The sequence below is a fragment of the Paenibacillus sp. CF384 genome (assembly GCF_900106745.1).
Lineage (GTDB): Bacteria > Bacillota > Bacilli > Paenibacillales > Paenibacillaceae > Paenibacillus_Z.
Map to the genome: position 1 here is coordinate 1 of NZ_FNNV01000021.1, position 13369 is coordinate 13369.

10 protein-coding genes are annotated in these 13369 nt (G+C 52.1%); all 10 read left to right on the forward strand.

The window, feature by feature from the left end:
• Nucleotides 1–185 precede the first annotated feature (185 nt).
• Nucleotides 186–2921, forward strand: a complete 2736-nt coding sequence (gene mutS / locus BLW29_RS26440) for a DNA mismatch repair protein MutS (protein WP_090985328.1) — start codon at nucleotides 186–188, stop codon at nucleotides 2919–2921.
• A gap of 24 nt (nucleotides 2922–2945) precedes the next feature.
• Entirely contained in the window at nucleotides 2946–5159 is a 2214-nt protein-coding gene (gene mutL / locus BLW29_RS26445; RefSeq protein ID WP_090985330.1) for a DNA mismatch repair endonuclease MutL, read from the forward strand.
• The gene (locus BLW29_RS26450; RefSeq protein WP_090985331.1) at nucleotides 5156–5926 is read left to right on the forward strand and encodes a class I SAM-dependent methyltransferase; all 771 of its coding nucleotides are present in this window, start codon (nucleotides 5156–5158) and stop codon (nucleotides 5924–5926) included. Before mutL ends, BLW29_RS26450 begins: the two co-directional genes overlap by 4 nt.
• The gene (gene miaA, locus BLW29_RS26455) at nucleotides 5923–6936 is read left to right on the forward strand and encodes a tRNA (adenosine(37)-N6)-dimethylallyltransferase MiaA (protein WP_090985334.1); all 1014 of its coding nucleotides are present in this window, start codon (nucleotides 5923–5925) and stop codon (nucleotides 6934–6936) included. The genes BLW29_RS26450 and miaA overlap by 4 nt, the downstream gene beginning before the upstream one ends.
• Nucleotides 6933–7172 carry an RNA chaperone Hfq gene (gene hfq / locus BLW29_RS26460; protein ID WP_090635997.1) on the forward strand — a complete coding sequence of 80 codons (240 nt, stop codon included), beginning with the start codon at nucleotides 6933–6935 and terminating at the stop codon, nucleotides 7170–7172. The genes miaA and hfq overlap by 4 nt, the downstream gene beginning before the upstream one ends.
• A 223-nt stretch (nucleotides 7173–7395) precedes the next feature.
• Nucleotides 7396–10002, forward strand: coding sequence for a PBP1A family penicillin-binding protein (locus tag BLW29_RS26465; protein ID WP_090985336.1), 2607 nt, complete (start codon nucleotides 7396–7398; stop codon nucleotides 10000–10002).
• A gap of 80 nt (nucleotides 10003–10082) precedes the next feature.
• Nucleotides 10083–10781, forward strand: a complete 699-nt coding sequence (locus tag BLW29_RS26470) for a peptidylprolyl isomerase (RefSeq protein WP_090985496.1) — start codon at nucleotides 10083–10085, stop codon at nucleotides 10779–10781.
• Between the two features lie 232 nt (nucleotides 10782–11013).
• Nucleotides 11014–11568 (forward strand): ribonuclease FAU-1 family protein, encoded by a 555-nt coding sequence (locus BLW29_RS26475; protein ID WP_090985338.1) that lies wholly within the window; start codon nucleotides 11014–11016, stop codon nucleotides 11566–11568.
• A complete protein-coding gene (locus tag BLW29_RS26480) occupies nucleotides 11565–12245 on the forward strand; it encodes a YdcF family protein (RefSeq protein ID WP_090985340.1) in 681 nt (226 codons plus the stop codon). Before BLW29_RS26475 ends, BLW29_RS26480 begins: the two co-directional genes overlap by 4 nt.
• A 118-nt stretch (nucleotides 12246–12363) precedes the next feature.
• Nucleotides 12364–13347, forward strand: a complete 984-nt coding sequence (locus BLW29_RS26485; protein WP_090985498.1) for an AAA family ATPase — start codon at nucleotides 12364–12366, stop codon at nucleotides 13345–13347.
• Nucleotides 13348–13369 lie beyond the last annotated feature (22 nt).

The following is a 13369-nucleotide window of genomic DNA, read 5'->3' on the forward strand; positions in this document are numbered from 1 at the left end:
AGGAGGCTTAACGCCCTTCGACCTCCACAAACCAACCCTAAAACCAAAGAGAAACCCAACGTTTGAAAAAAAACGTTGGGTTTCTCGACATTCTGGCGCTCCATTCGGAGCGCTTTTTCTGTTATAATGAAGGTCTGTTTGTTCATAGCACGCAAATCTACGTAAATTCATATAGGAGGGGCCGCATGACTGCATATACCCCGATGATTCAGCAATATTTGGGCATAAAGGAAGGCGCGAAGGACGCGATATTGTTTTTCCGTCTGGGCGATTTTTATGAAATGTTCTTTGACGATGCAATCAACGCGTCCAGGGAACTGGAGATTACACTTACCGGCCGCGAAGGCGGCGGCGATAAGAAAATTCCGATGTGCGGCGTACCTTATCATTCCGCAGAGGGATACATAGCTCGCTTAATTGAGAAAGGCTTTAAAGTTGCGATCTGTGAGCAGGTTGAAGATCCATCCGCTGCCAAAGGAGTCGTGCGCCGTGAGATTATCCGCGTCGTAACGCCGGGTACCGTCATGGAATCGAAGTCGCTCGCGGATAAAGCGAACAATTTCATCGTAGCGGTAGCGGAGCATGGCGGCGCGTTTGGTGTTGCCGCATGCGATTTGACGACAGGCGAACTCTATGTCACGTCGATCTCCGCTGCGCAAGAAGCGCTGACGGATGAAGTGAACGTGTATCATCCTTCTGAGATCGTCGGTGACGCGGGAGCGATGGACCAGCTTCGCTCGGCAGCTGCCGGTTGGAATCGGCAGGTTCTCTTCACGGAGAGAACGCCGATGGATCCCCAGCGGCTAGCGCAGCAATTCAGTCAATTGACGCTGGATGCTCTGGCCCCTGCCAGACATCGCGCAGTCAGCTTGCTCACCGGTTACCTCGACGAGACGCAGAAGCGCTCACTTGGCCATGTTAGACGTATTTCGGTCTATGAGCCGAATCAATATATGATTCTTGATCCGTTTACGAGACGCAATCTGGAGCTGGTCGAAACGGTACGCGACCGCAATAAGAAAGGCTCGCTTCTATGGCTTCTGGATCGTACGCGCACCTCGATGGGTGCTAGGCTGCTGAGAAGATGGATCGATAAACCGCTTCTGTCGAAGCCCGCGATTGATGAGCGGCTAGAAGCGGTGGACAAGCTGTATGGCAATTTTATATTGCGAGATGAGCTGCGCCGTGAATTGAATGAAATCTATGACTTGGAGCGGCTTGTCGGACGGGTAGCGTACGGAAGCGCCAACGGTCGCGATCTTCATGCATTGAAGTCCTCCCTGCAGCATGTGCCTGCCATCGCAGCGCTTTGCGCGGAGTCTGACTCCGAGACGCTGCGCAAGCTGGTGAAGGACGTCGATCACTGCGCTGATCTCGCCGAGATGATTGAAACGGTCATCGTGGAAGATCCGCCTATTTCCGTACGTGAAGGCGGGTTAATCCGGGCTGGCTATGACAGCTACTTGGACGAGCTTCGCGAAGCGAGCGTGAACGGCAAAAAATGGCTTGCAGAGCTGGAACGCAGAGAGCGTGAGGCGACTGGAATTAAGTCACTGAAGATCGGCTACAACAAAGTGTTCGGCTATTACCTTGAAGTGTCCAAAGCGAACATTGGCAGTCTTCCCGAAGGCCGTTATGAACGCAAACAGACGCTAACGAACGCGGAGCGCTACGTAACACCGGAACTGAAGGAGAAAGAAACGCTGATCCTCGAAGCTGAAGATAAAATGATCGACCTGGAGTATGCCAAATTTGTGGAGCTCCGCGATCATCTGAGCGCTCATTTGCACCGTCTTCAGAAGCTTGCCGAAGTGCTGGCGTCCCTGGATGTGTTTCAATCCTTGGCTACCGTCAGCGGCGAGCAGCGTTATGTGAAGCCGAATGTGACGGAAGGGTATGATTTTGTCGTGCAGGAAGGTCGTCATCCCGTTGTCGAGGCGGTCATGGATGCGGCGTTTATCGCTAATGATACATCCCTTGCGGATGGTGCCGATAAAGCCTCCATGCTGCTCATTACCGGACCGAATATGGCGGGAAAGAGCACCTATATGCGCCAGGTTGCCCTGGTCAGCATCATGGCCCAGATCGGCTGCTTCGTGCCTGCGAAGTTCGCTGAGGTTCCGCTCATTGACCGCATCTTCACGCGCATTGGAGCAGCAGATGACCTAATCGGCGGCCAAAGTACGTTTATGGTAGAGATGAAGGATATCCAGATCATGACGGAGAAAGCAACGGCTCAGAGTTTAGTCATTATCGATGAACTGGGACGTGGAACTTCAACAGGCGAAGGTATGGCGATTGCACAGGCGGTTATTGAGTTTGTTCATCATGAAGTCGGCTGTAAAGCGCTGGTATCGACGCATTTCCATGAATTGGCTCATCTTGGAGATTCACTTCCGCGTTTAGCAAATGCTTGCATGGCCGTTCAGGAAACCGGCGACAATGTGACATTCCTGCGCAAGCTGGTTCCCGGAGCGGCAGGCAGCAGCTATGGAATTTACTGCGCGCAGTTGGCCGGATTGCCCGGCAGCATTATCGAACGTGCGTATTCGCTGCTCGAACTGCACACGGATCAGGAAAATCTAGCTGCTGCTGCCGCTGCGGTTAAGCTTCCTTATGTCGCAGAGGCTGCTGCAGCCTATGCACCACCATCGGAAGAGGCAGAAGTGGTTCCAACAGCAGTGGAATTGCCACGCATCGTTGAACCGGTTCCTGTTGCCGAATCTGCACCAACGGTTGGAGTCGTGCAACTCTCCATATTTGAAGAAGCCGCTCCAAGCACTGGCAAGCCGCGTAAGGGGAACACCCGCGCAGAGCAGCTGGCAGAGCAGCTTCGTAAGCTGGACCTGTTTAATTTGACGCCGATGCAAGCGATGCAATGGCTGAATGATATGAAGCTCAAGCTAAACGACGAGCAATGATAGCTCAGGAGGTGTATGGTCGAGATGAGCAAAATCCGTATCCTGGACGAGCAATTAGCCAACCAAATCGCCGCAGGCGAAGTGGTGGAGCGGCCATCGTCCGTTGTGAAGGAACTCGTGGAGAATGCGGTTGACGCAGGCAGCACTGCCATCGATATCGTAATTGAAGAAGGTGGACTAACCCTTGTGCGTGTGACAGATAACGGTTCCGGCATTGAGGGCGATGATATAGAGACGGCGTTCTACAGGCACGCAACGAGTAAAATTTCTTCCAGCAAAGATTTGTTTCGTATCGCAAGCCTGGGCTTCCGGGGCGAAGCCCTTCCGAGTATTGCCGCAGTAGCCCGCGTTGAATGCGTGTCGTCACCGGAGAAAACCGGACTTGGCCGCCGTCTAGTTATTGAAGGCGGCAGCATTACTGCGAATGAAGAAGCGAATGCGCCGCAAGGAACGGATATTAGCGTGCGCGAGCTGTTTTATAATACGCCCGCCAGGCTTAAGTATATGAAGACGATCCAAACGGAGATCGGTCATATTGCGGATTACGTCAACCGGCTTGCTCTGGCACATCCCGGGATTGCTTTTACATTAAAGCATAACGGAGGTCTGCTGCTTCGGACATTAGGGGGCGGCGATCGTTTGCAAGCTTTTGCCGCGATTTATGGTACGGCGACGGCTAAGGCGATGCTGCCGGTTTCCGGCGAACATCCGGATTATGAACTGCAAGGCTATATTTCGAAACCCGAGCAGACAAGATCGAACCGCAACGGGATTACGATCGTCGTGAATGGCAGGTATATCAAGAGCTTCGTCATTAATCAGGCGATTATGCAAGCCTATCACACGCTGCTTCCGATTAACCGATTCCCTATGGTCGTGCTCGAGCTCGGCATGCATCCGAGCTTGCTGGATGTCAACGTTCACCCTTCCAAAATGGAAGTGCGATTCAGCAAAGAAGCCGAATTGCGCGAGTTTATTGAGGAAGCCGTCAAACGCGCACTCGGCAAGCAGCGGCATATTCCAGGCCCGGCTGCGACTACGGAACGCTCAAAGCCGTTATTTGTCCAGGATCGTATCTCCTTCCATCAACCGGATGATGCGTTCCCGAAGGCCGCGCCGTCAGCAGCGCCTCTAACTGCCACGTCAAGCGGTCAGTCGGTCTCCGCAGCAGAAATTGCGGCTGCTCTAGACATTGCCGAAGAAGCGATTGCGAGCAGCAATTCGAGTGATCCCACAAGCGCAGCGCCACAACAGCCGCAAGCGCGGCAGTCATATCAGACTGCGGCCTTGTCGGATAAGGTGCAGCCGAATAACAGCTCTCGCACTCAAGAGAGCCGCAGTTATACCCCGGATTGGCAAGCGGGAGTCAATCGAACTGTCATTCCCAAGGATGCGACCGAGCGACTTTACGCGCCGCCAAGCACGCAGGGGGCGATTGCGCGAGAATCCGAGCTGGACTACGCGCCGAACAGCGTAGGAAGCCAAGCACCAGAGCAAAGCAACGCATCTGCTTTATCAGCCGCTGCCGCCAAGGCACCTGAGTCTGACTCTGCGCCGGACAGCGCGGCAAGCGACTTCACCAGTGCGCGTGCCGTCGCATCAAGCTATGCGGCTGAATCGCAACAGCCAGTACGTGATCCAGCTACGCCTTCGTTCCCTGAGCTGTACTGGATCGGCCAGCTTCACGGCACGTATATCATTGCGCAGAACGAAGAAGGGCTCTTCTTGATAGACCAGCATGCGGCGCATGAACGGATCAATTACGAGTATTTCTTTGAGAAATTCAGCAGGCCGGAGCAGGCCAGTCAACAGCTGCTCGTGCCGCTGACCATGGAATTTACGCAAGCGGAAGCTGCTGCCTTGAAAGGCAAGCTGCACTACATGCAAGAAGCCGGTGTGGAGCTCGAACCGTTCGGGTCGCATACATTTCTAGTTCGCTCCTATCCGGAGTGGCTGCCGGAAGGCGATGAGCACAATGTTATCGAAGAAATGGCAGAGTGGCTCATCAGTGAACGCGGATCCATCGATATTGGCAAGATGCGTGAGAAATCTGCCATCATGTGTTCCTGCAAAGCATCGATTAAAGCAAATGATAGATTGACGCGCGAGGAAGGCGAGGGGCTGCTGCGAAGACTTGGGGCATGCATCCAGCCTTACACCTGTCCGCATGGCCGGCCGATTGTCGTTCATATGACCACTTATCAGCTGGAGAAGATGTTTAAGCGGGTGATGTCATGATCGTAACGACGCCGCATAAGCCTGCAGCCGATCAAGTCGCCTATGCAGCCGGGTTGGCCGAAGAGCTTGGGGGCCGTTATGTTCCAAGGAAACAAGACTCGCTCAGCCTGCTCAGAACGAAATATAGCGACAATCGCCTGCTTGTTGCAGACGACCGGGGACTGCGCTATTATGAGGAATCGGAGGAGCCGCTGTATTTTCATCCCAGCATGGCTTACGTACGTGTGAAACGGATGCGCAAAGGCGAATCCGATCCGCTCATATCGCTAACCGGCTGTCAGCCGGGCGATCATGTCGTTGATTGTACGGCAGGTCTAGGTTCTGATGCACTGGTATTTTCCTATGCCGTTGGCGAGGAAGGCCGCGTAACAGCTCTTGAAAGCGAACAGATGTTATACACTGTCGTTCGTGAAGGGCTGAAGACTTACGAGACCGAGCACGCGGACGTGAACGCAGCGCTGCGTCGAATTGAAATGCGCAATACGAACCACATCGAGTATCTGACCGCATTGCCGGATAAGAGCGTGGATATCGTGTACTTTGACCCGATGTTCCGCAAGCCGATGCATGATTCATCTGCGTTACAGCCCTTGCGAGGACTCGCCAACAACGATGCGCTTCAGGAAGAATCGGTTCGTCAGGCCACCCGTGTAGCCCGCAAAATGGTTGTCCTCAAGGAGCACCAAGGCAGCGATGAATTTCAGCGTCTGGGCTTCGAGCGGCGGCATATCAATAAAATAGCTTACGGAGTGATTCTGCCAACATGAGCTCAGCGACAACATATACAGAGAGCAACAAGCCGAAACTGCTCGTGCTGATCGGCCCGACAGCAGTCGGTAAAACAAGATTAAGCCTGGAGCTCGCCAAAGCTTTCAATGCCGAAATCATTTCCGGGGACTCCATTCAAGTGTATAAAGGAATGGATATCGGCACTGCCAAAATCAAACCAGAGGAGCGGGAAGGCATTCCGCATCATTTGATTGATATTTGCGAGCCGACCCATTCCTTCTCGGTCGCGGAATTTCAAGAGCGCTGCGCGGTGCTTATTCCGGAGATCGAGCGCCGGGGCAAGCTGCCTTTTATCGTAGGCGGTACAGGCCTTTATGTGGAATCAGTAGCCTATGGCTACGATTTTGCCGAAGTAGGCTCTGATGATGCTTATCGGGAAGAGCAGCGCCTCTATGCGCTTGCGCATGGGGCAGAAGCGCTTCATGAACGGCTTCGCGCCGTCGACCCGGAGGCAGCCGAGCGACTGCATCCCAACGACCAACGCCGCGTCATTCGCGCGTTAGAAGTGCATCACCTGACTGGTACGACGGTTTCGCAGCAGCTCGAAGGACAGAAAAAAGTTTCGCCGTTCGAACTCTGTATTATTGGACTCACCATGGATCGTGCGAAGCTGTATGAGCGGATCAACGAGCGAGTGGATGCCATGCTGGATGAGGGGCTTGTCGAAGAGGTGAAGAGGCTGCTGGAAGACGGTGTTCCGGCCAACGCGGTCTCGATGCACGGACTTGGCTACAAGGAAATTGTCCTCTATTTAGAAGGCCATCTCACGCTTGAAGAGGCCGTTGAACTGCTGAAACGCGATACAAGACGTTTTGCCAAAAGACAGCTTTCTTGGTTCCGGCATATGAACGATATCCATTGGATTGACACCGATGAAAATTTTCACAAGAATTTGCAAGCAATTTATGGTATAATAGCAGGAAAGTTTAAGATCGATATTGAATATACTTTTAACCAACCTTTTGACGATGGGGGTAACGCGCAATGAACAAATCAATCAACATTCAGGATACATTTCTGAATCAACTCCGCAAAGACAGCGTGCCGGTAACCGTTTATTTGACGAACGGCTTTCAAATCCGCGGTGTCATCAAAGCATTCGACAACTTCACGATCGTCATTGACAGCGAAGGCCGTCAGCAAATGGTGTACAAGCATGCAATCTCGACCTTTACCCCGCAGCGCAATGTTTCGCTCATGCAGGTTCAAGACAACGAAGCGTAACTTCCGGAGCGCATGTTTTGAAACCTTTTCAGAGCATGTAACGTTTAATTGGATAGCGGCACGACAGAGCAACCCTTGCGACGTGCAGGGTTGTTCTTTTTTTGATGGGCAGGAGAGCACGTGACAAGGATGTTTCAAACCGCCTGTTGCCGTTTACACATATAGGGTATAAATAGAGAGAGTGCACAATTAGGTGTGAGAGAACTGGAGGGGACCTGAGCTTATGGCTGATGGACCACGCAGCACGAGGAACAAGAAGGTAGAGAAGAAAGGCAAGAAAACGAAAACCAACAAAAAACGTAAATGGGCCGTCTGGTTGTTTTTTACCGGAGCGGTTGCCATTGTGTGCGGCATCATCGGTTATTTGTTGATTATTTTGAATGGCGAACGCATTCTGGCCGATAACCAGGATAAATTCATATTGCCGGAGTCTTCGACGATCTATGATGCGAAGGGCAAAGAAGTTACCAAGCTGTCTCAGGCCGGCGGGAATCGTGAAACGGTGGAGTTTGCAGATATTCCATTGCTCATGAGAGAAGCCGTAATTGCGACAGAAGACAGACGCTTCGAGGAACATTCCGGGATCGACCTTTATTCGATCGGAAGAGCGGTTGTCAAAGATATCGTAGCTCGCAGCGCAGTAGAGGGCGGCAGTACGATTACACAGCAGCTCGCGAAGAATTTGTTCTTGACCCAAGACAAGACCTTCTTCCGTAAGGCGACGGAAGCTTCAATAGCCATTGCATTGGAGCATAAGAAAACCAAAGACGAGATCATTACGATGTACTTAAACCGGATTTACTTCGGTAAAGGTGCTTATGGAATTAAAGAAGCTGCAAGCTTTTACTTCGATGCCGAGCTTAAAGATCTGAAGCTGTGGCAAATGGCGACGTTAGCGGCAATTCCGAAGGCACCGGGCAATTATAACCCGATTAATAATCCGATTAATTCGCAAGAGAGACGATCGGTAGTGCTGCAGCTTATGTTTGACCAGGGTTATATTACGCAGGCCGAGATGGATGAAGCGAAAGCAGTTGAGTATAAGCGTCCGGCCAATCAAACAAGCACATCTGACGATTCCAACCTTACTTTCATTGATTACGTCGTCGATGAAGCGGTCGAGAAAAGCGGCTTAACCGAGGAAGAACTGCGTGTTGGCGGTTACAAAATCTATACGACGCTGAATACGCAAGCCCAGTCGGTTATGGCGCGCGAATTCGAAGATGACGACAATTTCGAGAAGAGCGTCGACGACAAGCAGGTTCAAGGCGCCATGATCATTGTGGATCACCGGAACGGCGAGATCCAAGGGATGGTCGGCGGTCGCGATTATGTGAACAAAGGCACGAACCGAGTGGTTGAACGTCGTCAGCCGGGTTCAGCCTTTAAGCCGATTACCGTATACGGACCGGCGATCGAGAGTGGCGATTGGTTCCCGTGGTCGATTCTGCAGGATGTGAAAACGTGCTACGGCTCTTATTGTCCGTCCGATTCGAACAAAGTGAAATATATCGGTCCTGTCCCGATGCGGCAGTCGTTGAAAGAGTCCCGCAATGCTTCAGCTGTGTGGCTGCTTAACGAAATGGGCGTGAAGACCGGACTGAAGTTCGCGGACAAAATGGGCTTCACTCTGGACAGCTCGAAAGACCGCAACCTTGCAATCGGCCTCGGCGGATTAACCAATGGGGTTACTCCATTCGAAATGGCACGAGCGTACAGCGCTTTTGCTAATGAGGGCAAATCGGTAGATCCGCATGCTTTGATCAAAATTACCGATAAAAACGAGGAAGTTCTCTATCAATACGACGCTCCGCAGCCTGAACAGCTGATGAGTCCCAAAACAGCCTACTACATGACGGATATGATGCAGGCTGTAACGGAGAAAGGCGGTACGGGTACAGCGGCTCGCATCGATCGTCCGGTAGCAGGCAAAACAGGTACGACGCAGCATGGTATCCCGGGCTTGAAGACAGGTTATAATCGCGATGCCTGGTTCGCCGGTTATACCGCCGAATGGACAGCGGTTGTTTGGATGGGCTATGATATTACGGACAAGAATCATATGATCAAGAAGAGCAGTGCGCAATCCGCCGCCATGTTCGGAAAAGTCATGAAAGATGCCATTAAAGGTGTGAAGAAAGACAGTTTCGCTAAACCTTCCGATGTCCAGGAAGAGAAACCGCCGGTTGGCATTACGAATTTCAACGCGATTTATGATGAGGCTGCTGCGTATGTGAAGCTGTCCTGGTCGCCGATTGAAGGGGAAGGCGTTCAGTATCACGTGTACCGGAAGGAAGCGAGCGAAAAGGACTTTATCAAACTGCTTGATTCCTTAGAGCCGGCTGTTGATGATATGAACGTTGCACCAGGGATGAGCTACACCTATTATGTGACGGCTTACGATGCAAGCAAAAATATGGAAGGGACACCTTCCGATCAATTGACCGTGGAAATCCCGGAAGCGGAGATTACGCCGCCGCCGACGGATGAGCCGGGCGGAGAAATTCCGCCGGGCGACGGCAATGAAACGCCTCCCGGCGATGGAGAGCCAGGCGATGGAAATACTCCGCCTGGCGACGGGAATGACGGCGGTGGAACGCCGGGCAATGGCGGAGAAACCCCTGGCAATGGCGGAGAAACGCCGGGCAACGGTGGTCAGCCGACCGATCCAGGGAATGGCAATACGCCCGGTAACGGAACAGGCGACTCCGGCAATACGCCGGGAGGAGACGGTTCCGTTCCAGCGGACGGCCAGCCTGATCCGGGAGCAGGAAACGCGAATGGCAACGGGAACGGGGCGACCAACTCGCCCCCTCCCGCAACGCCATAACTAAACGAAGCAGCTATTTCATCGACTCAGATGCAGATGCTGACTACTATTACGCAACGCTTGGAGGATTTTAGATTATGATGAACCGGACTGCACTCGTATTCATCCTATCAGCCATGTTAATCGTTACGGCTGGATGTGGAGCCAAAACCAACAACTCGGTTCAAGAGAACCAAGGTACACCTACAGAATCCGTAGATAACAACACAACCGGCGGTGCTGCAAACGAGGAAGAATCGCCGAAGTCCTGGTCGGAGATGCCTGCTATGGCAATCGACAAGGAGAAGAACTACAACGCCACATTCAAGACAAACAAAGGTGAATTCACGATTGAGTTGTTTGCGAAGGATGCACCTCAAACCGTTAACAGCTTTGTTTTCCTCTCGAAAGAGAAGTTCTATGATGGCGTTAAATTTCATCGGATCATCAAGGATTTCATGATTCAAGGCGGAGATCCGCTTGGTAACGGAACCGGCGGTCCCGGCTATACGATCCCGGATGAGTTTAACAACGGACATAAGTTCGAGGCAGGCATTCTTGCCATGGCGAATACAGGGCAGCCCGAGAGCGGCGGCAGCCAGTTCTTTATTTGCACCGGTACAGGCGCTGATTTCCTGAACACGCAGCCGAATTATACGATCTTCGGCAAAGTTACGAAGGGAATGGACATCGTAACGGCTATTGCGAATACGCCGGTTGGGCCAGGTAATGGCGAACCGACGGATAGCAAGCCGACAGAGGATGTAACGATCGAATCCGTCAGCATTTCGGAGAAATAAGCAAGTCCCACATGGAGAGCAGCCGCGCTGTTCTCCTTATTTTTATACTCGGACAAGGAGGGCTTGGTTTATTTTCCCGGGTCGCTGGAGATAGACGGTAAGTTGTGGTAAGCTTTTTTTAATGAGGTAATTCTACCCTACTGCATGAGTATTAGACAGGAACCAGTCGTGCAGTTGTATGCGTTCTGCGCCGCAACTTAAGGGCGCGATCCTAACGGAAAGGTCGTTCCGTATGAAACGAAAATTTTCTGACCGAGCCAATTGGCGCCGCATTCTGCGTAGAAGCTATACGTGCCTCGCGATGGACGCAGACGAGTTTAAAGGACTTGTGACGTTCTACCGCATTCACGAATTGCGCGAACCGCTTTGGAAAGAATACAATGGGCGGAAACTATGCCTGGCTGACCGCGGATATTTGTGGATGCAGCATTTCCCTCGCGGTGAACACTTTGTCGTAACGACGATGTTCGATGATAAGAACCGGGTCGTTCAATGGTATATCGATATTTGCAAGACGCAAGGTCTGACGGATCAACAGGTGCCTTGGTTCGATGATTTGTATTTGGATGTAGTCGTGCTGCCGAGCGGCGAGGTATTCCTTCTGGATGAAGATGAACTGGAGGAAGCGGTGAGTCAAGGAACGGTGACGAACAAAGATGCCGCGCTCGCACGCAAGACGGCAGGCCGACTCTTGTCCACGATACGTAACGGACGATTCCGTTATTTCACGCTCAGTCTGAAACATCGGAAGGCACTTGCCCAGAACGGTGAGCTAAGCGAATCATGAAGCAAACGGTCATTTCCAAACGACCCCATAAGCGCAGCGCGCGCAGACGGACGAATAAATTCCTCCTCCTGCTGCGAATCTGCGCTTGGGTCATGGCCCTAGGCGCTTTCTGGTGTGCTTATCTGCTGTGGGTCATTAACAGTTATGAGATGCCTAAGCCTGTCCCCAAAGCGGATGCTGCTATCATTCTTGGTGCTGCGTTATGGTCTGATCAGCCAAGCCCCGGACTGCGCGAGCGTCTCGATTTAGGTCTTCAATTGTACAAGCAGGGCAACGTGAAGTATTTCATTCTGTCCGGCGGACATGATCATAATGGATCAACGCTTTCAGAAGCAGAAGGGATGCGCAATTACTTGGTGTCGGTAGGCGTACCGGCCGAACGGCTGGTGCTGGAGGAAGATTCCCGAAGCACCTACGAGAATTTGCTGTTCAGCAAGCCTTTGGCGATGAAGCGGGGCTGGAAGAGTCTGCTGGTCGTATCGCATGATTTTCACGCTCCGAGAGCTGCCGATATTGCTTCCTATCTGAATTACCCTGCAGAAACGACTGCAATTGGTCTGAAGTCTCAAGTCTTGTCTATTGCGTTCAATCAATCTCGTGAAGTGCTGGCTTTTACGAAGTGGAAAATGGATGAATTGCTGCTTCGAATGGGCGTCCAACTGCCGAATTCGTTCTGATGTTGGGCGAAGCGCAGCTCCCTTTGAAAACTGTTAATATGGCTGAAATCACTAGAATACAATGGATTATACGTGCAGCTTATGCCGATGATTCAGCGAAGGATAGGTGATGAAGCAGATGGACGAACGAGTTGTATCAACAGGAGGGAACGGCAGCGGCAGACCTTCGCGGCAGATCAATGTGGTGCTGCGAAGCAGCGAGCCTTTTGCATCCACAAGCAGCTCGGCGCAAGCGCTGGAGAGTGAACCGGTAGCGGTTGCCAAACCGTTATCCGCCAATGATCCGTTTCTCGAAATCGGGCGTGAGCTTGATTCGATGGTGGGTCTTGATAATGTAAAGCTGCTTATTTATGAAATCTATGCGCTGCTGCAGATTACCCGGATGCGTTCAGATGCCGGGCTGACAGGCGGCTCGCATGTGTATCATATGATTTTCACAGGGAATCCGGGTACCGGCAAAACTTCGATTGCAAGAATCGTTGCCAAGCTGTTTAACAAGATGGGCGTGCTCTCCAAGGGGCATATGATCGAGGTGGAGCGGGCGGATCTCGTCGGGGAATATATCGGGCATACGGCGCAGAAAACACGTGATTTGGTGCGCAAGGCGCTGGGCGGCGTGTTATTTGTGGACGAAGCGTACAGCTTAGCTCGAGGCGGGGAGAAGGATTTCGGCAAAGAAGCAATCGATACATTGGTCAAAGCCATGGAGGATCATCGGAACCAATTTGTGTTGATTTTGGCCGGATATCCGCTTGAGATCGAGCATTTCCTCTTAACCAACCCCGGGCTTCCGTCGCGGTTTCCGATCCAGATTGATTTCCCGGATTATTCGATTGATCAGCTGATTCAAATTGCGGAGCTGATGGCGAAGGATCGGGATTATACCCTCATGCCGCAGTCTGTGTTTAAGCTGCGTCAGCATTTAATGCAAGAGAAAACGATGACGATGTTTGCGTTCAGCAATGCGCGCTATGTGCGTAACGTGATCGAGAAGGCATTTCGGCACCAAGCGGTGCGATTATTGAATCAGTATCCTACAGGGTCGCCGGGGAAACAAGAGCTGATGGCAGTTCGACCGGAAGATTTGAAGTGGGAAAAGTAACAGGCAAGTATGAAGGAGTGGC